This window comes from Pseudomonas sp. RIT-562, from assembly GCF_026241895.1.
Classification (GTDB): domain Bacteria; phylum Pseudomonadota; class Gammaproteobacteria; order Pseudomonadales; family Pseudomonadaceae; genus Aquipseudomonas; species Aquipseudomonas mandelii_F.
On the sequence record NZ_JAPJIV010000015.1, the window covers coordinates 115,526 to 135,473 of the forward strand.

At 60.1% G+C, this 19,948-nt stretch carries 17 protein-coding genes; 9 read left to right on the plus strand and 8 right to left on the minus strand.

The features are described from left to right. Positions 1–72: 72 nt before the first annotated feature. The 4 genes from hflD to ORL50_RS18655 form a co-directional block, all read right to left on the minus strand. A complete protein-coding gene (gene hflD / locus ORL50_RS18640; RefSeq protein WP_266017126.1) occupies positions 73–696 on the minus strand; it encodes a high frequency lysogenization protein HflD in 624 nt (207 codons plus the stop codon). Next, positions 693–1,826: a tRNA 2-thiouridine(34) synthase MnmA gene (mnmA, locus tag ORL50_RS18645; RefSeq protein ID WP_266017127.1), complete on the minus strand. Its 1,134-nt coding sequence runs from the start codon at positions 1,824–1,826 to the stop codon at positions 693–695. Before mnmA ends, hflD begins: the two co-directional genes overlap by 4 nt. A gap of 59 nt (positions 1,827–1,885) precedes the next feature. Then, positions 1,886–2,332, minus strand: coding sequence for an NUDIX hydrolase (locus ORL50_RS18650; protein ID WP_266017128.1), 447 nt, complete (start codon positions 2,330–2,332; stop codon positions 1,886–1,888). Between the two features lie 223 nt (positions 2,333–2,555). Then, positions 2,556–4,781, minus strand: coding sequence for an NADP-dependent isocitrate dehydrogenase (locus ORL50_RS18655; RefSeq protein WP_266017129.1), 2,226 nt, complete (start codon positions 4,779–4,781; stop codon positions 2,556–2,558). Between the two features lie 494 nt (positions 4,782–5,275). On the opposite strand from ORL50_RS18655, the gene icd reads away from it, so the two are divergent. Further along, on the plus strand, positions 5,276–6,532 hold the full coding sequence (icd, locus tag ORL50_RS18660; RefSeq protein ID WP_266017130.1) for an NADP-dependent isocitrate dehydrogenase: 1,257 nt from the start codon (positions 5,276–5,278) through the stop codon (positions 6,530–6,532). A gap of 82 nt (positions 6,533–6,614) precedes the next feature. On the opposite strand, the gene cspD is transcribed toward icd, so the two are convergent. Next, positions 6,615–6,881: a cold shock domain-containing protein CspD gene (cspD, locus tag ORL50_RS18665; RefSeq protein WP_266017131.1), complete on the minus strand. Its 267-nt coding sequence runs from the start codon at positions 6,879–6,881 to the stop codon at positions 6,615–6,617. A gap of 225 nt (positions 6,882–7,106) precedes the next feature. Between cspD and clpS the strand changes: the two genes are divergently transcribed. Continuing rightward, positions 7,107–7,490: an ATP-dependent Clp protease adapter ClpS gene (clpS, locus tag ORL50_RS18670; RefSeq protein ID WP_266017132.1), complete on the plus strand. Its 384-nt coding sequence runs from the start codon at positions 7,107–7,109 to the stop codon at positions 7,488–7,490. A gap of 30 nt (positions 7,491–7,520) precedes the next feature. Continuing rightward, positions 7,521–9,791, plus strand: coding sequence for an ATP-dependent Clp protease ATP-binding subunit ClpA (clpA, locus tag ORL50_RS18675; RefSeq protein WP_045062279.1), 2,271 nt, complete (start codon positions 7,521–7,523; stop codon positions 9,789–9,791). A 244-nt stretch (positions 9,792–10,035) separates the two neighbouring features. Here the strand turns inward: clpA and infA are convergent, their stop codons facing one another. From infA to aat, 3 genes are all read right to left on the minus strand, one after another. Further along, on the minus strand, positions 10,036–10,254 hold the full coding sequence (gene infA, locus ORL50_RS18680) for a translation initiation factor IF-1 (protein ID WP_002553999.1): 219 nt from the start codon (positions 10,252–10,254) through the stop codon (positions 10,036–10,038). A 111-nt stretch (positions 10,255–10,365) separates the two neighbouring features. After that, entirely contained in the window at positions 10,366–11,073 is a 708-nt protein-coding gene (locus tag ORL50_RS18685) for an arginyltransferase (RefSeq protein ID WP_266017133.1), read from the minus strand. Positions 11,074–11,129: 56 nt separating this feature from the next. Then, positions 11,130–11,810, minus strand: a complete 681-nt coding sequence (gene aat, locus ORL50_RS18690; protein WP_266017134.1) for a leucyl/phenylalanyl-tRNA--protein transferase — start codon at positions 11,808–11,810, stop codon at positions 11,130–11,132. 467 nt (positions 11,811–12,277) lie between these two features. Here aat and ORL50_RS18695 point away from each other — a divergent pair, with 467 nt between their 5' ends. The 6 genes from ORL50_RS18695 to cysG all read left to right on the plus strand — a co-directional run bounded on the left by ORL50_RS18695 (position 12,278) and on the right by cysG (position 19,909). After that, the gene (locus tag ORL50_RS18695; protein WP_266017135.1) at positions 12,278–14,689 is read left to right on the plus strand and encodes a DNA translocase FtsK; all 2,412 of its coding nucleotides are present in this window, start codon (positions 12,278–12,280) and stop codon (positions 14,687–14,689) included. A gap of 66 nt (positions 14,690–14,755) precedes the next feature. Beyond that, positions 14,756–15,379, plus strand: a complete 624-nt coding sequence (gene lolA / locus ORL50_RS18700; protein ID WP_266017137.1) for an outer membrane lipoprotein periplasmic chaperone LolA — start codon at positions 14,756–14,758, stop codon at positions 15,377–15,379. Positions 15,380–15,521: 142 nt separating this feature from the next. Next, positions 15,522–16,844, plus strand: a complete 1,323-nt coding sequence (locus ORL50_RS18705; protein WP_266017138.1) for a replication-associated recombination protein A — start codon at positions 15,522–15,524, stop codon at positions 16,842–16,844. After that, the gene (crcB, locus tag ORL50_RS18710) at positions 16,844–17,218 is read left to right on the plus strand and encodes a fluoride efflux transporter CrcB (RefSeq protein WP_266017139.1); all 375 of its coding nucleotides are present in this window, start codon (positions 16,844–16,846) and stop codon (positions 17,216–17,218) included. The genes ORL50_RS18705 and crcB overlap by 1 nt, the downstream gene beginning before the upstream one ends. A 15-nt stretch (positions 17,219–17,233) precedes the next feature. After that, a complete protein-coding gene (serS, locus tag ORL50_RS18715; RefSeq protein ID WP_266017140.1) occupies positions 17,234–18,514 on the plus strand; it encodes a serine--tRNA ligase in 1,281 nt (426 codons plus the stop codon). Then, on the plus strand, positions 18,515–19,909 hold the full coding sequence (gene cysG, locus ORL50_RS18720) for a siroheme synthase CysG (protein WP_266017141.1): 1,395 nt from the start codon (positions 18,515–18,517) through the stop codon (positions 19,907–19,909). It begins immediately after the preceding gene. Positions 19,910–19,948 lie beyond the last annotated feature (39 nt).

The window sequence follows — 19,948 nt, forward strand, 5'->3', positions numbered from 1 at the left end:
AATCCGCCGGTCCGTTGCCAACTGACCGGCGTATTACGCGTTACAGATCAAAAACTGTGTGGCGGGCGCGGTTCAGCTGCTGCGCATCAGCGGGTAAAGCTCTTTGAGCAATTTGCGTCGGCTGATCACCAGTTGCCAGCGATGGCCGCCCAGCTGGCGCCACAGGCGCGCCGAACGAATCCCGGCCAGCAGCAGGGCGCGAATCTTCGAGGCATTGCTTGGCTGCTGCAGGTTGCGCATGTCGCCGTGCACCTGGATGCGTTGGCGCAGGGTACTCAAAGTATCCTGGTACAACCCGCCACAGGCGGCAATCACGTTCTCGTGGGCCGGACCGAAGTGCTCGACCTGGGACTGGATCTGCGGCAGGCGCTTGCCGATCACTTCCAGCAAATCGTCACGCTTGGCCAGCTGACGCTCCAGGCCCAGCATGGCCAGGGCGTAACGCAGCGGTTCGCGCTGCAGGGTGCTGGGGTCGCGTTCCAGGGCGCCGATCAGGGCACGGTAGCCTTCGCGCAGGTTGATGTCGTCGCCGCCGTAGACCTCCAGGGTGTCCTTGGGGTCGCGAATCAGCAGGCTGCCCAGCATGCAGGTCAGGCCGGCTTCAGTGGTCTGGCCGGTCTTGGCGATCTTGTCGACCAGGACTGCGGCAAGAAATACCCCACCTAGCGCGGTCAGTTGCTCCTGGGTCGGGGTCATTGCTGCTGGCCTTTGCTCGTCCAGGGCTCGGCAACTTCAATAACGCCGCCCCCCAGGCAGATTTCGCCGTCGTAGAACACTACGGACTGGCCGGGGGTGACCGCGCGTTGCGGGTCATCGAAGATGGCGCGGTAGCCGGTAGCGGTCTTTTCCAGCGTGCATGGCTGGTCGCCCTGGCGATAACGAACCTTGGCGGTCAGCTTGCGTGGCTCGCTCAGGTCGATCGGGTTAACCCAATAGATGTCCGAGGCGAGCAGGGCGCGGGAGAACAGGTAAGGGTGATCATTGCCCTGGCCGACGATCAGTTCGTTGTGCTCCAGGTCCTTGATCAGCACATACCACGGCTCGTCACCGGCGTCTTTCAGGCCGCCGATGCCCAGGCCCTGGCGTTGGCCGATGGTGTGGTACATCAGGCCGTGGTGGCGGCCGATCACTTCACCTTCGGTGGTCTTGATCTCGCCGGGTTGCGCCGGCAGGTACTGCTTGAGGAAGTCGCTGAAGCGGCGCTCGCCGATAAAGCAGATCCCCGTCGAGTCTTTCTTCTTCGCGGTGGCCAGGTCGTGCTTCTCGGCGATCGCACGCACTTCGCGCTTCTCCAGCTCGCCCACCGGGAACAGGGTCTTGGCGATCTGTTCGCCGCCAACGGCGTGCAGGAAATAGCTCTGGTCCTTGTTCGGGTCCAGGCCCTTGAGCAGCTCGGTGCGCCCGTCGATGTCGCGGCGGCGCACGTAATGGCCAGTAGCGATCAGGTCGGCGCCGAGCATCATGGCGTAGTCGAGGAACGCCTTGAACTTGATCTCGCGGTTGCACAGGATGTCCGGGTTCGGCGTGCGCCCGGCCTTGTATTCGGCCAGGAAATGCTCGAACACGTTGTCCCAGTACTCGGCGGCGAAGTTGGCGGTGTGCAGCTTGATGCCAATCTTGTCGCACACCGCCTGGGCGTCCGCCAGGTCATCCATGGCGGTGCAGTATTCCGTTCCATCGTCTTCTTCCCAGTTCTTCATGAACAGGCCTTCCACCTCGTAACCCTGCTCGATCAGCAGGAGAGCGGAAACGGAAGAGTCCACGCCGCCGGACATGCCGACAATGACGCGCTTCTTTTGTGTGTCAGAAGGGGCTGGATCACGCATAGGGATTTAATGAGTGTCTTGAAAAAGGACGCGATTCTAGCAGGCCCAAGGCCACAAGGCTAAAGAGAAGGACGGATCAATTCCAGACCGAAGCGCAGGCCGCCCAGATAGTCGTCGATGCAACGGATGATCAGTTCGCTGCGCCAGTTGTCGCGCTGCTCGATTAATTCCTCGCGGGTCAACCACTTGGCGCCGATGATGCCGTCGTCCAGCTGATATTCGGGGTGGTGTTTCAACGCCTTGGCGATGAAGCAGACCCGCTGGTAGGTCACGCCATTGCTCGGGGCGGTATACAAATAAATGCCCACTACGCCGGTGGGCTCGACGTCCCAACCGGTTTCCTCGAGGGTTTCGCGAATGGCGGCATCGATCAGGGTTTCATTCGGATCCAGGTGACCGGCGGGTTGGTTGAGTACCGCTCGTCCGCCTTTGGATTCTTCGACCATCAGGAAGCGGCCGTTGTCTTCGACGATGGTGGCGACGGTGATGTGGGGTTTCCAGTCCATGAAGCTTCCTCGATTTTGCTTTTCAAAGATTTCAATGCAGGAGCCGGCCCCTGTGGGAGCGGGCTTGCTCGCGAAAGCGGCTTATTATTCAACATCCCTATTGACTGACCCACCGCTTTCGCGAGCAAGCCCGCTCCCACATTGGTCCGGTGTTTACAGAGTGATGTGCGCCAAAAACAGAAACCCCGGCACATGGCCGGGGCTTCTTTGCATCCTTACAACCTTACACCAGCGCAGCAATCGCTGCGTTGAAGGTGTTGCTTGGGCGCATGGCCTGGCTGATCAGCTCGGCATTGGCGTGGTAGTAACCGCCAATTTCCACTGGCTTGCCCTGGACTGCGTTGAGCTCGGCAACGATGGTCGCTTCGTTCTCGGTCAGGGTTTTAGCCAGCTGGCCGAACTGCGCTTGCAGCGCAGCGTCTTCGGTCTGGGCCGCCAGGGCTTGTGCCCAGTACAGCGCCAGGTAGAAGTGGCTGCCGCGGTTGTCGATGTTGCCGACTTTGCGCGATGGCGACTTGTTGTTGTCGAGGAACTGGCCGGTGGCCTGATCCAGGGTCTTGGCCAGCACCAGCGCTTTAGGGTTGTTGTAGGTAACACCCAGGTGCTCAAGGGAAGCGGCCAGGGCCAGGAACTCGCCCAAGGAATCCCAGCGCAGGAAGTTTTCTTCCAGCAGTTGCTGCACGTGCTTCGGTGCCGAACCGCCAGCGCCGGTTTCGAATAGGCCACCGCCGTTCATCAGTGGCACGATCGACAGCATCTTGGCGCTGGTGCCCAGTTCCATGATCGGGAACAGGTCGGTCAGGTAGTCGCGCAGTACGTTACCGGTCACCGAGATGGTGTCCTTACCTGCACGGGTGCGGTCCAGGGTGAACTTCATCGCGTCGACTGGCGCCATGATCTGGATGTCCAGGCCGGCGGTGTCGTGATCCTTCAGGTAAGCCTGAACTTTCTCGATCACCACGCCATCATGGGCGCGCATCGGGTCCAGCCAGAAAATAGCCGGAGTGCTGCTTGCGCGAGCCCGGTTAACGGCCAGTTTGACCCAATCTTGGATCGGCGCGTCTTTGGTCTGGCACATGCGGAAGATGTCGCCGGCTTCAACCGCTTGCTCCAGCAGCAGGCTGCCTTTGCTGTCGGTGACGCGAACAACGCCGTTGGCCTTGATCTGGAAAGTCTTGTCGTGCGAGCCGTACTCTTCGGCTTTTTTGGCCATCAGGCCAACGTTTGGCACGCTGCCCATGGTGGTCGGATCGAATGCGCCGTTAGCCTTGCAGTCTTCGATCACCGCCTGGTAGATGGTGGCGTAGCAGCGATCCGGGATCACTGCCTTGGTGTCGTGCAGCTGGCCGTCAGTGCCCCACATCTTGCCGGAGTCACGGATCATCGCTGGCATCGAGGCGTCGACGATCACGTCGCTCGGCACGTGCAGGTTGGTGATGCCTTTGTCGGAGTTGACCATGGCCAACGATGGACGAACAGCGTAGACCGCCTGGATGTCCGCTTCGATCGCAGCTTGCTGATCGCTAGGCAAAGCCTTGATGCGAGCGTACAGGTCGCCGATGCCGTTGTTCAGGTTGAAGCCGATCTGTGCCAGCACTTCAGCGTGCTTGGCCAGTGCGTCTTTATAGAACTCGGCAACGATCTGGCCGAACATGATCGGGTCGGAGACCTTCATCATGGTCGCTTTCAAGTGCACCGAGAGCAGCACGCCCTTGGCCTTGGCGTCTTCGATCTCGGCGGCGATGAAGCTGCGCAGGGCGTTCTTGCTCATGACCGCGCAATCGAGGATCTCACCGGCTTGCACGGTGGTTTTTTCTTTCAGGACGGTGGTGGTGCCGTCTTGAGCGATCAATTCGATTTTCACGGCGTCAGCGGCGTCGATCAGGGCAGCTTTTTCGCTGCCGTAGAAATCGCCGGTGCTCATGTGCGCTACGTGGGACTTGGAGTCCGCAGCCCAGGCGCCCATTTTGTGCGGGTGCTTGCGGGCGTAGTTCTTGACCGACAACGGTGCGCGGCGATCGGAGTTGCCTTCGCGCAGAACCGGGTTCACGGCGCTGCCCTTGATCTTGTCGTAGCGCAACTTGGCGAGCTTGTCGGCGTCGCTGGTCACGGTTTCCGGATAGTCCGGCAGCGCGAAGCCCTGGGCTTGCAGCTCTTTGATTGCGGCTTGCAGCTGCGGAACCGAAGCACTGATGTTCGGCAGCTTGATGATGTTGGCTTCAGGCGTGACGGCCAGGTCGCCCAGTTCGGCGAGGTGGTCGGCTACGGCTTTGTCACCCAATTGCTCGGGGAAGCTGGCCAGGATGCGCCCTGCAAGAGAGATATCGCGGGTTTCCACGGCGATATCAGCGGAGGCAGTGAAAGCCTCTACGATAGGCAACAGTGAATAGGTGGCGAGGGCGGGAGCTTCGTCGGTGAAGGTATAGATGATCTTCGAGCGGGTGGGCATATTCGGATTAACTCTCTCTTCTTTGCTAAAGCGTGCGCAGAAACTCGAGGGGCGCCGGGTAAGCGCGTTCGTTCAAAGTCGTCCATGAGCCGAATGTCGAGATTTGTGCGCGGTGATGTTGGGTGCATCAGTCGAGCGGCAAGCGGGTGGACTGCGGTAGCGGTCCTGCTTTTTCGGGCCGGAGCTCTCGCATTAGAGGGATCGGCCGTCGTGACTCTGTGGTCAGCGGGCGGCATTATACATAGGTAGCTGGCAATCTGCCGATGGTTCATACACAACGTGCGTCGTCCATTGGTCTAAAGGTCGCAGGGGAGTGTGGGGCGTAGAGTCTTGCACCGTGCTTGAGTTTGGCGCTTTTCCCTTTGCATTCAGGCTTGTAGAACCGCAGCCGGACAGCTTTACGGCAGTTGGGTGGAACATGGGGTTTGCGCGCTGAATTAACTGGGGTACGCTCGAACCAAGCCAGATGTTCAATCCAAACAATGGAGTTCAGCATGGGATACAAGAAGATTCAGGTTCCGGCAGTCGGCGACAAAATCACCGTCAACGCGGACCATTCTCTCAATGTTCCTAACAACCCGATCATCCCCTTCATCGAAGGCGATGGTATCGGCGTTGATATCAGCCCGGTCATGATCAAGGTTGTCGATGCTGCTGTTAAGAAGGCTTACGGCGGCGATCGCAAAATTTCCTGGATGGAAGTCTACGCCGGGGAGAAAGCGACTCAAGTTTACGATCAGGACACCTGGCTACCTCAGGAAACCCTGGACGCGGTCAAGGATTACGTGGTTTCCATCAAGGGCCCCCTGACCACGCCGGTCGGCGGCGGCATCCGTTCGCTGAACGTGGCCTTGCGCCAGCAGCTGGACCTTTATGTGTGCCTGCGCCCGGTGCGCTGGTTCGAAGGCGTGCCTAGCCCGGTGAAGAAGCCAGGCGACGTCGACATGACGATCTTCCGCGAGAACTCCGAGGACATCTACGCCGGTATCGAGTGGAAAGCCGGTTCGCCGGAAGCGACCAAGGTCATCAAGTTCCTGAAAGAGGAAATGGGTGTCACCAAGATCCGGTTCGACGAAAACTGCGGTATCGGCATCAAGCCGGTGTCGCTGCAGGGCACCAAGCGCCTGGCACGCAAGGCGCTGCAGTATGTGGTCGACAACGATCGCGACTCGCTGACCATCGTGCACAAAGGCAACATCATGAAGTTCACCGAAGGTGCCTTCAAGGAATGGGCCTACGAAGTGGCGGCTGAAGAGTTCGGTGCGACCCTGCTCGACGGCGGTCCGTGGATGCAGTTCAAGAACCCGAAAACCGGCAAGAACGTCATCGTCAAGGATGCCATCGCCGACGCCATGCTCCAGCAGATCCTGCTGCGCCCGGCCGAATACGATGTGATCGCGACCCTGAACCTGAACGGTGACTACCTCTCCGACGCCCTGGCGGCTGAAGTGGGCGGCATTGGTATTGCGCCGGGTGCGAACCTGTCCGACACCATTGCGATGTTCGAAGCCACCCACGGTACCGCGCCGAAGTACGCCGGCAAGGACCAGGTCAACCCGGGTTCGCTGATCCTGTCCGCAGAGATGATGCTGCGCCACATGGGTTGGACTGAAGCTGCGGATCTGATCATCAAGGGCACCAATGGCGCGATTTCCGCCAAAACCGTGACCTATGACTTCGAACGCCTGATGGACGGCGCCAAGCTGCTGTCCTCCTCGGCATTCGGCGATGCGCTGATTTCGCACATGTAAGAAGCACCCTGTAACGAAAAAACCGCCCGTCTCAAGTCATGAGCCGGGCGGTTTTTTTGCAGCTGCAGGGTGGGCGCGAAAACTATGCAGTTACAGTTTGTTGCTCGGTGGCGCTGGTAGCCTTTGCGGGATCCGTAGGCAGTCCTATATTTACTGCGTGCAAGCCCTTGGGCCCCTGGATGATCTCGAACACCACAGCCTGGCCGGCCTTCAGGCTCCTATATCCCTCCATCTGGATGGCCGAATAATGGGCGAACAGATCCTCGCTCTTGCCGTCTTCATTGATGAAGCCGTACCCCTTGGCGTTGTTGAACCATTTGACTTTGCCGCTGACCTTCACACCTGACATACCCATATCCCTCTGCAACTGACTCCATCACTGGAGTATCATCCAGTTAATCCGCAGTCGAATCTCATAAATAAGATTGACTCCGCGGACCTTTTTTACCCACTGTGGGCTCTATTGGTTGTAACACCGTTTTGCCGATAGTCAAGGTGACCGGGCAGTCGCAGTTGAAATCGTCCATAACCGCCCCCACCACTGTATTCGCACAACTGACGAACCATTCTTTCCATGCATGCAATCAGCCAGATTCGACTAACATTCAATCAGGATCATACGGTTCTCCAGCAAGACGGTCCGGAGACCCACGACGACGATTCCGCAGGCATTGCTGTTCAGGAGGCAAAGCCTGCTTTACAGGCGCCACCGATGTACAAGGTGGTTTTGTTCAATGATGACTACACACCGATGGATTTCGTCGTCGAAGTGCTCGAGGTGTTTTTTAACCTGAATCGGGAGCTGGCGACCAAGGTCATGTTGGCCGTCCACACAGAAGGACGGGCAGTATGTGGAGTGTTTACCCGCGACATCGCCGAGACCAAGGCCATGCAGGTCAACCAGTACGCCAGGGAAAGCCAGCATCCGCTACTCTGTGAAATCGAGAAGGACGGTTAATCGCCGACCACTTGGGTATGAGGTGAAGCTATGTTAAACCGCGAGCTCGAAGTCACCCTCAATCTAGCCTTCAAGGAGGCTCGTTCGAAACGTCATGAGTTCATGACCGTCGAACATCTCCTGCTGGCCCTATTGGATAATGAGGCTGCCGCCACCGTATTGCGTGCGTGCGGCGCCAACCTCGACAAACTCAAACATGACCTGCAGGAGTTCATTGACTCCACCACGCCACTGATCCCCGTGCATGATGAGGATCGTGAGACCCAGCCAACCCTGGGCTTCCAGCGTGTGCTGCAGCGCGCCGTGTTTCACGTACAGAGCTCGGGCAAACGCGAAGTGACCGGCGCCAATGTGTTGGTTGCCATCTTCAGTGAGCAAGAGAGTCAGGCAGTGTTCCTGCTGAAACAGCAGAGCGTTGCGCGCATCGATGTCGTCAACTACATCGCCCACGGCATCTCCAAGGTGCCAGGGCATGGCGATCACTCTGAAGGTGAGCAAGATATGCAGGACGACGAGGGCGGCGAGTCTTCTTCTTCTGGCAATCCCCTGGATGCTTATGCCAGCAACCTCAACGAACTCGCGCGCCAGGGTCGTATCGATCCGCTGGTAGGTCGCGAGATGGAAGTCGAGCGCGTCGCGCAGATCCTCGCGCGTCGTCGCAAGAACAATCCGCTGTTGGTGGGCGAGGCGGGCGTGGGTAAAACCGCGATTGCCGAAGGTCTGGCCAAGCGCATTGTCGATAACCAGGTGCCGGACCTGCTGGCCAACAGCGTGGTGTACTCGCTTGATCTGGGCGCGCTGCTCGCCGGGACCAAATACCGCGGTGATTTCGAGAAGCGCTTCAAAGCGCTGCTCAACGAGCTGAAAAAGCGTCCGCAGGCGATCCTGTTCATCGACGAAATCCACACCATCATTGGTGCGGGTGCTGCGTCCGGTGGCGTCATGGATGCCTCGAACCTGCTCAAGCCGCTGCTGTCGTCGGGCGATATCCGTTGCATCGGCTCGACCACGTTCCAGGAATTCCGCGGGATCTTCGAGAAGGACCGTGCCTTGGCGCGGCGCTTCCAGAAAGTCGATGTGTCGGAGCCTTCGGTGGAAGACACCATCGGTATCCTCCGCGGCTTGAAGGGGCGTTTCGAAGCGCACCATAGCATCGAGTACAGCGATGAGGCCCTGCGTGCCGCTGCTGAGCTGGCGTCACGCTACATCAACGACCGGCACATGCCGGACAAGGCCATCGACGTGATAGACGAGGCAGGCGCCTACCAGCGCCTGCAGCCGGTCGAGAAGCGCGTGAAACGCATCGAAGTGCCTCAGGTCGAGGACATCGTGGCGAAAATCGCGCGGATTCCGCCAAAGCACGTCACCAGCTCCGACAAGGAGTTGCTGCGTAACCTGGAGCGCGACCTCAAGCTCACGGTGTTTGGCCAGGATGCCGCAATCGACTCGCTGTCGACTGCGATCAAACTGTCCCGTGCCGGCCTCAAGTCGCCTGACAAGCCAGTCGGTTCATTCCTGTTCGCCGGACCTACCGGTGTCGGTAAAACCGAAGCGGCGCGTCAGCTGGCCAAGGCGTTGGGTATCGAGCTGGTTCGTTTCGACATGTCTGAATACATGGAGCGTCACACCGTATCGCGTCTGATCGGTGCGCCTCCAGGCTATGTCGGGTTTGACCAGGGCGGTCTGCTGACCGAAGCCATCACCAAGCAGCCACACTGCGTGCTGTTGCTCGATGAGATCGAGAAGGCGCATCCGGAAGTCTTCAACCTGCTGCTGCAGGTGATGGACCACGGGACGCTCACCGATAACAACGGGCGCAAGGCGGACTTCCGTAACGTGATCGTCATCATGACGACCAACGCCGGTGCCGAGACTGCAGCCCGCGCTTCGATCGGTTTCACCCATCAGGACCACTCGTCCGATGCGATGGAAGTGATCAAGAAGAGCTTCACGCCAGAGTTTCGCAACCGCCTGGACACCATTATCCAGTTTGGTCGCCTCAGCCATGAGGTTATCAAGAGCGTGGTGGACAAGTTCCTTACCGAGCTTCAGGCGCAGCTGGAAGACAAGCGCGTGCAGCTGGAAGTGACCGACGCTGCGCGCAGCTGGCTGGCGGCGGGTGGCTACGACTCGGCGATGGGTGCTCGACCAATGGCGCGCCTGATCCAGGACAAGATCAAGCGTCCGCTGGCGGAAGAGATCCTGTTTGGCGAGCTGGCCGACCATGGCGGCGTGGTGCACATCGACCTGAAGGACGGCGAGCTGACCTTCGAGTTCGAGACCACGGCAGAAATGGCCTGACGTTAACCGCTACAAAGCAAAAGGCGCCGTGAGGCGCCTTTTTGCTGTCTGCCAGGCCCTGAATCCATGAAAGCCTCCTGTTGGAGTTCCTCCTGTGGGAGCAAAGCTTGCTCGCGATGGCGATTCCGAGGGCGCCATCGCGAGCAAGCTTTGCTCCCACGGGGGGGGCATTTCGCAATAGAGACCTTAAATCCCGCACAAACAAAAACGCCCGGCATAAGCCGGGCGTCTTGTATTGACCTGATTAGCGAGCGCGGTAAGTAATGCGCCCTTTGCTCAAGTCATAGGGCGTCAGCTCGACGCGCACTTTGTCACCGGTAAGAATACGGATGTAGTTCTTGCGCATCTTGCCGGAGATATGCGCGGTTACGACGTGCCCATTTTCCAACTCCACACGAAACATGGTGTTGGGCAGGGTGTCGACGACAGTGCCTTCCATTTCGAAGCTGTCTTCTTTCGACATGCAGTAAAGCCCTCGGTGTCCAATGAATGGCCCGGTGCAACTGCGCCAGGCAAAAGCGGCGTGCATTGTGCCCGAAAAATGGTGTTTACGCCAAGGGGTTTAGGGTTTGCTCTAACTTAGAAGAACCCAGCGCTGGTTAATCAGCAGTTCGATGGGCCGATATTGCGTCTTGTAACTCATTTTTTTGCAGTTTTTTATCCAGTAGCCCAGGTACACCGCATCCAGCCCCAGGCGCCGGGCTTCGGCGATTTGCCACAGGATGGCGTAGCGGCCGAGGCTGCGGCGCTCTTCGGCAGGTTCGTAAAAGGTGTAGACCGCCGACAGTCCATTGGGTAGCAAATCCGTGACCGCCACTGCCAGCAGCCGGCCGTCGCGACGAAATTCGTAGAAGCGCGAAAAAGGCAGGTCGCGTACCAGGAAAGTGGAAAACTGATCGCGGCTGGGCGGGTACATGTCGCCATCGGCGTGCCGTTGTTCGATGTAGCGCTGGTACAGATCGAAATATTCTTCACTGAACTGCGGCTTGGCCGGGCGCACCTGCAGATCCAGGTTGCGTTTGAAAATGCGTTTCTGTTGGCGATTGGGCGCAAATTGCGCCACGGGGATGCGCGCGGGCACGCAGGCATTGCAATTCTGGCAATGCGGGCGGTAGAGGTGATCACCACTGCGCCGAAAACCCATCTCCGACAGGTCTGCGTAGACATGCACATCCATGGGCTGGCTAGGGTCGAGGAACAGGGTGGTGGCCTGCTCTTCGGGCAGATAACTGCAAGAGTGGGGCTGAGTGGCATAAAACTTCAAGCGCGCCAACTCGGTCATGATCAACCCTCGGGGATAAACTTTAAATAAGTGTAAGCCAAGCGCGCGAAAGCCGCTCAGCAAACCCAACTGGCGCGGCTGGGTTGATCCAGGTGGCGCGCCAGGTAACCGGCGAATTCGCTGCGGGAAATCGCCCGGGCGCCAAGACTGTGCAAGTGGTCGGTGGGCATCTGGCAGTCGATCAACACAAAGCCCGAATCTTTCAGATGCCGCACCAGGGTGGCAAAGCCATATTTGGAGGCGTTATCGGCGCGGCTGAACATCGACTCGCCGAAAAACAGCTGTCCCATCGCCAGGCCATAAAGACCGCCGACCAGCACACCCTGGTCCCACACCTCCACCGAATGAGCGAAGCCGCGCTTGTGCAGTTCAAGGTACGCGTTCTGCATCGCGGTGGTGATCCAGGTGCCGTCGGCGTAATCGCGCGGCGCCGCGCAAGCCTGGATGACTGCGGCGAAATCCTGGTCGAAGCTCACCTGATAGCGCTGTTGACGCAGCAGTTTGTTCAGGCTGCGCGAGACATGCAGTTCGTCGGGAAACAGCACTGTGCGAGGGTCCGGCGACCACCAGAGAATCGGCTGGCCCTCGGAGAACCACGGGAAGCACCCATGGCGATAAGCCTGGATCAGCCGATCGGCGGACAAGTCGCCGCCCGCCGCCAGGAGGCCGTTGGGGTCGCGCATCGCTCGTTCCAGCGGCGGGAAGGTCAGTGAGTTGCGTTGTAACCAAGTCAGCATGGCATCCAGGCTTTGCAGAAGGGGAGGGCGGTAGTGGGCGCGTGACCCACCCTCAAGTTTGCCGTCAAACGCTGAAAATGTCGTCGATGTATTTTGCGCTGGTGCGTGGCCTCTTACTGCTGCTGCACCCCTGGGCTGCCTGTGCAACTCGGCGATGTGAATGTGGTCTTAGATGAATCCCTCATAAGCCTTTGTCACGAAAGACAATGCATGCTCAAATTGGACCGCAGGTCGCACGCCATTGGCTATGCTTGAAACTGCAGTTGCCAGCATGGCATCGGCCGTACAAACCCGTACAATGCGGGGCTGCTAGATGATGTTGAGCTTGCGCCGTATTTATAAAATGCGCGATGCAGTGTTAAAAGTAGTCCCGGTTGCGCCTATCACCTTTTTTTGCCTGTCCGGATTGGGCAGTTTTATAGTCATTCAACAGATGGACGCGCCTCAGGCGCAGGAAAAGTAGCGTTTTGAAGAAATCCACCGCAGCACCTAAAACAGTCGTCGTTCCGCTCTGGCGGCAACAATTGCACTACCGACTCAAGGAAGGTGCATTGATCGCCATCGGTGCCTTGTGCCTGTTCCTGATGATGGCCTTACTGACCTACGGCAAGGACGATCCGGGCTGGAGCCACAACAGCAAGATCGACGACGTGCAGAACTTCGGCGGTCCTGCCGGCTCCTACAGCGCCGATATCCTGTTCATGGTGCTGGGTTACTTCGCCTATATCTTTCCGCTGTTGCTCGCGGTCAAGGCCTACCAGATCTTCCGCCAGCGTCACCAGCCGTGGGAATGGAGCGGCTGGCTGTTTTCCTGGCGCCTGATTGGCCTGGTGTTCCTGGTGCTGTCGGGTGCGGCCCTGGCGCATATCCATTTCCATGCGGCCACCGGACTCCCGGCGGGTGCGGGTGGCGCGCTGGGTGAAAGCCTTGGCGACCTGGCCCGCAATGCGCTGAACATCCAGGGCAGTACCTTGCTGTTCATCGCGTTGTTCCTGTTCGGCCTGACCGTGTTCACCGACCTGTCGTGGTTCAAGGTGATGGACGTCACAGGCAAGATCACCCTCGACCTGTTCGAGCTGTTCCAGGGCGCCGCCAATCGCTGGTGGGCTGCCCGGGTGGAGCGCAAGCAACTGGTCGCGCAACTGCGTGAAGTCGACGACCGCGTGCATGACGTAGTGGCGCCGACCGTCACTGACAAGCGCGAGCAGGCCAAGGTCAAGGAGCGCCTGATCGAACGGGAGCAGGCCCTGAGCAAGCACATGTCGGACCGCGAGAAGCAGGTACCGCCGGTGATTGCCCCAGCGCCGCCCAAGCCGGCTGCGCCGAGCAAGCGAGTGGAAAAAGAGAAACAGGCGCCGTTGTTCGTCGACAGCGCCGTCGAAGGCACCTTGCCGCCGATCTCGATCCTCGACCCGGCGGAAAAGAAACAACTCAATTATTCGCCCGAATCCCTGGCTGCGGTTGGCCACTTGCTGGAAATCAAGCTCAAGGAATTCGGCGTTGAAGTGTCGGTGGACTCGATTCACCCCGGCCCGGTCATTACCCGTTACGAAATCCAGCCGGCAGCCGGCGTCAAGGTCAGCCGCATCTCCAACCTGGCCAAGGACCTTGCCCGCTCCCTCGCGGTGACCAGCGTGCGGGTCGTGGAAGTGATTCCGGGCAAGACCACCGTGGGTATCGAGATTCCGAACGAGGACCGCCAGATCGTGCGCTTCTCCGAAGTACTCTCGACCCCGGAATACGACAACTTCAAGTCACCGGTGACCTTGGCCCTGGGCCACGACATCGGTGGCAAGCCGGTGATCACCGACCTCGCGAAGATGCCGCACCTGCTGGTCGCCGGTACCACCGGTTCCGGTAAGTCCGTGGGCGTGAACGCAATGATCCTGTCGATCCTGTTCAAGTCTGGCCCGGAAGACGCCAAGCTGATCATGATCGACCCGAAGATGCTCGAACTGTCGATCTACGAAGGCATTCCGCACCTGCTGTGCCCGGTCGTTACCGACATGAAAGACGCCGCCAACGCCCTGCGCTGGAGCGTGGCGGAGATGGAGCGTCGCTACAAGCTGATGGCGAAGATGGGCGTACGAAACTTGTCTGGCTTCAACGCCAAGGTCAAGGAAGCCCAGGATGCTGGCGAGCCGTTGACCGACCCGCTGTACAAACGCGAGAGCATTCACGATGAAGCGCCGCTGTTGACCAAGCTGCCGACCATTGTCGTGGTGGTCGACGAATTTGCCGACATGATGATGATCGTCGGCAAGAAGGTTGAAGAACTGATCGCTCGTATCGCCCAGAAAGCCCGTGCTGCCGGTATCCACCTGATCCTCGCGACTCAGCGTCCGTCGGTTGACGTGATCACCGGCCTGATCAAGGCCAACATCCCGACGCGCATGGCGTTCCAGGTGTCGAGCAAGATCGACTCGCGGACCATCATCGACCAGGGCGGCGCCGAGCAACTGCTGGGCCATGGTGACATGTTGTACATGCCGCCCGGCACCAGCCTGCCGATCCGCGTTCACGGCGCGTTCGTTTCCGATGACGAGGTTCATCGGGTGGTTGAAGCCTGGAAACTGCGCGGTGCGCCGGAATACAACGATGACATCCTGGCCGGTGTCGAAGAAGCTGGCAGCGGTTTTGAGAATGGCGGCGGTGGTGGCGGTGATGATGACGCAGAAACCGATGCGCTGTACGACGAAGCGGTGCAGTTCGTGCTGGAAAGCCGTCGTGCGTCCATCTCTGCGGTCCAGCGCAAGCTGAAGATCGGCTACAACCGCGCCGCGCGCATGATCGAAGCCATGGAAATGGCCGGGGTCGTGACGTCCATGAATACCAACGGTTCCCGCGAAGTCCTGGCACCAGGCCCGGTTCGCGACTGATCGGATTTTTGCACGGGTGGCGTCCTGGGCGTCGCCCGCACTCCCACGAATATCAAGAGGACTCCCATGCGTCTTATCCGCATGCTGTTGCTGCCGGTACTGGCTTTGACCACGCTTTCGGCCCACGCCGATGACAAGGACGTGGCGCGCCTGACCCAACTCCTGGAAAAATCCCAGACGCTGAGCGCACGCTTCTCCCAGCTGACCCTGGATGGCGGCGGTACCCAATTGCAGGAAACTGCCGGGCAGATGTCCCTGCAACGCCCTGGCCTGTTCTACTGGCACACCGACGCACCGCAGGAACAGCTGATGGTTTCCGACGGCAAGAAAGTCTCCCTGTGGGACCCGGACCTGGAGCAGGTCACCATCAAGAACCTCGACCAGCGCCTGACCCAGACCCCGGCCCTACTGCTGTCCGGTGACGTGTCCAAGATCAGCCAGAGCTTCGACATCAGCGCCAAGGAAGCCGGCGGCGTGATCGACTTCACTTTGAAGCCCAAGACCAAGGACACGCTGTTCGACAGCCTGCGCCTATCGTTCCGCAACGGCCTGGTCAATGACATGCAACTGATCGACAGCGTCGGCCAGCGCACCAATATCCTGTTCACCGGGGTGAAGGCCAACGAACCGATCCCGGCGTCCAAGTTCAAGTTCGACATCCCCAAAGGCGCCGATGTAATCCAGGAGTAATGCAGTGCTCTTGTAGGAGTGAGCCTGCTCGCGATAGCGCCGGGCCAGTCAACATTGATGTTGAATGTAATGCCGTCATCGCGAGCAGGCTCACTCCTACAGGGGTCTGCAGTGCCCAAGTAGCAAGGTTTCAGAGGTACTAATGGACCTGTTCAGCAGCGCCCCGATAGCTCAACCCCTGGCCGCCCGCCTGCGTGCAGCCAATCTGGATGAGTACGTCGGCCAGGAACACCTGCTGGCTCGCGGCAAGCCTTTGCGCGAAGCCCTGGAGCAGGGTGCGCTGCATTCGATGATTTTCTGGGGCCCGCCGGGTGTGGGCAAGACTACCCTGGCGCGACTCCTGGCCGAGGTCTCGGACGCGCATTTCGAAACCGTCTCGGCGGTGCTCGCCGGCGTCAAGGAAATCCGTCAGGCGGTGGAGATCGCCAAGCAACAAGCCGGCCAGTACGGCAAGCGCACGATCCTGTTCGTCGATGAAGTGCATCGCTTCAACAAATCCCAGCAGGATGCATTCCTGCCGTATGTTGAAGACGGCACGCTGATTTTCATCGGCGCGACTACCGAAAACCCTTCATTCGAACTCAACAACGCCTTGCTGTCCCGGGCTCGCGTCTACGTGCTCAAAAGTCTCGACGAGGCGGCCCTGCGCAAACTGGTGCAGCGTGCGCTGACCGAGGAACGTGGTCTGGGCAAACGTCAGCTGAGCCTCAGTGACGAAGGCTTCCAGATGCTGCTGAGCGCCGCCGATGGCGATGGCCGGCGCCTGCTTAACCTGCTGGAAAACGCCTCGGACCTCGCAGAAGACCACAGCGAAATCGGCGTCGACCTGCTGCAAAGCCTGCTCGGTGATACCCGTCGGCGCTTCGACAAGGGTGGCGAAGCGTTTTACGATCAGATTTCCGCATTGCATAAATCCGTGCGCGGTTCCAACCCAGACGGTGCGCTGTACTGGTTCGCGCGCATGATCGACGGCGGTTGCGACCCCTTGTACCTGGCGCGGCGCGTAGTGCGCATGGCCAGCGAAGACATCGGCAACGCCGACCCCCGCGCCCTCAGCCTGTGCCTGGCAGCGTGGGAAGTGCAGGAGCGCCTGGGCAGTCCGGAAGGCGAGCTCGCCGTGGCCCAGGCCATCACCTACCTGGCCTGTGCGCCGAAAAGCAACGCGGTGTACATGGGCTTCAAGGCCGCGATGCGCAGCGCCACCGAACATGGCTCCCTGGAAGTGCCGCTGCACTTGCGCAACGCACCGACCAAGCTGATGAAACAGCTGGGCTATGGCGACGAATACCGTTATGCCCACGATGAGCCAGACGCTTACGCCGCCGGCGAAGACTACTTCCCCGACGAGCTCGAGCCGCAGCCGTTCTACCAGCCAGTGCCCCGTGGCCTGGAGTTGAAGATCGGCGAGAAGCTCAATCACCTGGCCCAACTTGATCGTCTGAGCCCCCGGCAGCGGAGAAAATAGTGATTGCACTGGTTATCGGCGTCTCGCTCGGCGGCATTGCCGGCACGTTGTTGCGCTTTGCCACCGGTAATTGGGTCAATGCAAATTGGCCGCGGCACTTCTATACCGCTACGCTGGCCGTTAATATCGTGGGCTGTCTGCTGATCGGCGTGTTGTACGGCCTGTTTCTGATACGCCCGGAAGTGCCAATTGAGGTGCGTGCCGGGTTGATGGTCGGCTTCCTTGGGGGGCTGACGACTTTTTCATCTTTTTCACTGGATACGGTGCGCCTGCTGGAAAGCGGGCAAGTGTTGCTAGCCTTGGGCTATGCGGCCATCAGCGTATTCGGCGGGCTGCTCGCCACCTGGGCCGGCCTGTCCCTGACCAAACTTTGATAACGAGAGACCGACATGCTCGATTCCAAACTGTTACGTAGCAACCTCCAGGACGTAGCGGACCGCCTGGCATCCCGTGGCTACGCCCTGGATGTTGCGCGCATCGAAGCGCTGGAAGAACAGCGCAAGACCGTCCAGACCCGCACCGAAGCACTGCAGGCTGAACGTAACGCGCGCTCCAAGTCCATCGGTCAGGCCAAGCAGCGCGGCGAAGACATCGCGCCGCTGATGGCGGACGTCGAGCGCATGGCCAACGAGCTGGGTGCCGGTAAAGTCGAACTCGACGCCATTCAGACCGAGCTGGACTCGATCCTGCTGGGCATCCCCAACCTGCCGCACGAGTCCGTGCCGGTCGGCAAGGATGAAGACGACAACGTTGAAGTGCGCCGTTGGGGCACTCCGACCGCGTTCGATTTCCCGGTCCTGGACCACGTCGCCCTGGGCGAGAAGTTCGGCTGGCTGGATTTCGAAACCGCCGCCAAGCTGTCCGGCGCACGCTTCGCCCTGTTGCGCGGGCCGATTGCTCGTCTGCACCGCGCCCTGGCGCAATTCATGATCAACCTGCACACCAGCGAGCATGGCTACGAAGAGGCCTATACGCCTTATCTGGTTCAGGCGCCGGCGTTGCAAGGCACCGGCCAGCTGCCGAAATTCGAGGAAGACCTGTTCAAGATCGCCCGCGAAGGCGAAGCGGACCTGTACCTGATCCCGACGGCCGAAGTGTCGCTGACCAACATCGTTGCCGGCGAAATCGTCGACTCGAAACTGCTGCCGATCAAGTTCGTCGCCCACACCCCATGCTTCCGCAGTGAAGCCGGCGCGTCGGGTCGCGACACCCGCGGCATGATCCGCCAGCACCAGTTCGACAAAGTCGAAATGGTCCAGATCGTCGAACCATCGACTTCCATGGAAGCGCTGGAAGGCCTGACCGCCAACGCCGAGAAAGTCCTGCAACTGCTCGAGCTGCCATATCGCACCCTGGCGCTGTGCACCGGCGACATGGGCTTCAGCGCGGTCAAGACCTACGACCTGGAAGTGTGGATCCCGAGCCAGGACAAATACCGCGAGATTTCGTCGTGCTCCAACTGTGGCGACTTCCAGGCCCGGCGCATGCAGGCGCGTTTCCGCAATCCGGAAACCGGCAAGCCTGAGCTGGTGCACACGCTCAACGGTTCCGGCCTGGCGGTCGGTCGTACGTTGGTTGCCGTGCTGGAAAACTACCAGCAGGCCGACGGTTCGATCCGCGTGCCGAACGTGCTGAAGCCGTACATGGGTGGCCTTGAGGTCATCGGCTAAATGGACTATCTGCCGCTGTTTCACAACCTCCGCGGCAGTCGTGTGTTGGTCGTCGGTGGGGGGGAGATTGCCTTGCGCAAATCCCGCCTGCTGGCCGAAGCCGGTGCTCTGCTGCGAGTGGTTGCACCTGATATCGAACCGCAATTGCGCGAACTGGTGGCCGGTAGCGGCGGCGAGTGCGTGCTGCGCGGTTACGTCGAGGCGGATCTGCACGGTTGCGGGCTGATCATTGCCGCCACCGATGATGAGCCGCTGAACGCGCAAGTCTCCGCCGATGCCCATCGGCGTTGCGTGCCGGTCAACGTGGTGGACGCGCCGGCGCTGTGCAGCGTGATCTTCCCGGCGATCGTCGATCGTTCACCCTTGATCATCGCGGTCTCCAGCGGCGGCGATGCGCCGGTGCTGGCGCGGTTGATCCGGGCCAAGCTGGAAACCTGGATTCCGTCCACCTACGGCCAGCTGGCCGGTCTGGCGGCGCGTTTTCGCAGCCAGGTCAAAGGGCTGTTTCCGGACGTGCAGCAACGCCGGGCGTTCTGGGAAGACGTGTTCCAGGGCCCGATTGCCGACCGGCAACTGGCCGGGCAGGGCGCCGAGGCCGAGCGTCTGCTGCAGGCGAAAATCGCTGGCAAAGCCACGGTGGCTACCGGTGAAGTGTATCTGGTGGGTGCAGGCCCCGGCGATCCGGACCTGTTGACCTTCCGCGCACTGCGCCTGATGCAGCAAGCCGATGTGGTGCTGTATGACCGCCTGGTAGCGCCGGCGATTCTCGATTTGTGCCGCCGCGATGCCGAGCGCGTCTACGTTGGCAAGCGCCGAGCCGATCACGCGGTGCCCCAGGACCAGATCAACCAGCAACTGGTGGACCTGGCCAGGCAGGGCAAACGAGTCGTGCGGTTGAAGGGCGGTGACCCGTTCATCTTCGGCCGTGGTGGTGAAGAAATCGAGGAACTGGCCGCCCATGGCATCCCGTTCCAGGTCGTGCCAGGCATTACTGCCGCCAGCGGTTGCGCGGCGTACGCAGGCATCCCGCTGACTCACCGTGATTACGCGCAGTCAGTGCGCTTTGTCACCGGTCACCTCAAGGACGGCTCCACCGATCTGCCGTGGGCCGACCTGGTCGCGCCGGCGCAGACCCTGGTGTTCTACATGGGACTGGTGGGCTTGCCGATCATCTGCGAACAGCTGATCAAGCATGGTCGCGCAGCAGATACCCCGGCGGCGTTGATCCAGCAGGGTACTACCATCAACCAGCGGGTGTTTACCGGCACCTTGGCCGATCTTCCACGGCTGGTGGCTGACCATGAAGTGCATGCTCCGACCCTGGTGATCGTTGGGGAAGTGGTGCAATTGCGCGAGAAGCTGGCGTGGTTTGAAGGGGCTCAGGCGCAGGTCTGAAGTCCGAGTTGCTCCCATCGCGAGCAGGCTCACTCCTAC

Coding starts and splice junctions, on each gene's coding strand:
- hflD (WP_266017126.1), bottom strand. CDS start 696: ATGACCCCGACCCAGGAGCAACTGACCGCGCTAGGTGGGGTATTTCTT.
- mnmA (WP_266017127.1), bottom strand. CDS start 1,826: ATGCGTGATCCAGCCCCTTCTGACACACAAAAGAAGCGCGTCATTGTC.
- ORL50_RS18650 (WP_266017128.1), bottom strand. CDS start 2,332: ATGGACTGGAAACCCCACATCACCGTCGCCACCATCGTCGAAGACAAC.
- ORL50_RS18655 (WP_266017129.1), bottom strand. CDS start 4,781: ATGCCCACCCGCTCGAAGATCATCTATACCTTCACCGACGAAGCTCCC.
- icd (WP_266017130.1), top strand. CDS start 5,276: ATGGGATACAAGAAGATTCAGGTTCCGGCAGTCGGCGACAAAATCACC.
- cspD (WP_266017131.1), bottom strand. CDS start 6,881: ATGTCAGGTGTGAAGGTCAGCGGCAAAGTCAAATGGTTCAACAACGCC.
- clpS (WP_266017132.1), top strand. CDS start 7,107: ATGCATGCAATCAGCCAGATTCGACTAACATTCAATCAGGATCATACG.
- clpA (WP_045062279.1), top strand. CDS start 7,521: ATGTTAAACCGCGAGCTCGAAGTCACCCTCAATCTAGCCTTCAAGGAG.
- infA (WP_002553999.1), bottom strand. CDS start 10,254: ATGTCGAAAGAAGACAGCTTCGAAATGGAAGGCACTGTCGTCGACACC.
- ORL50_RS18685 (WP_266017133.1), bottom strand. CDS start 11,073: ATGACCGAGTTGGCGCGCTTGAAGTTTTATGCCACTCAGCCCCACTCT.
- aat (WP_266017134.1), bottom strand. CDS start 11,810: ATGCTGACTTGGTTACAACGCAACTCACTGACCTTCCCGCCGCTGGAA.
- lolA (WP_266017137.1), top strand. CDS start 14,756: ATGCGTCTTATCCGCATGCTGTTGCTGCCGGTACTGGCTTTGACCACG.
- ORL50_RS18705 (WP_266017138.1), top strand. CDS start 15,522: ATGGACCTGTTCAGCAGCGCCCCGATAGCTCAACCCCTGGCCGCCCGC.
- serS (WP_266017140.1), top strand. CDS start 17,234: ATGCTCGATTCCAAACTGTTACGTAGCAACCTCCAGGACGTAGCGGAC.
- cysG (WP_266017141.1), top strand. CDS start 18,515: ATGGACTATCTGCCGCTGTTTCACAACCTCCGCGGCAGTCGTGTGTTG.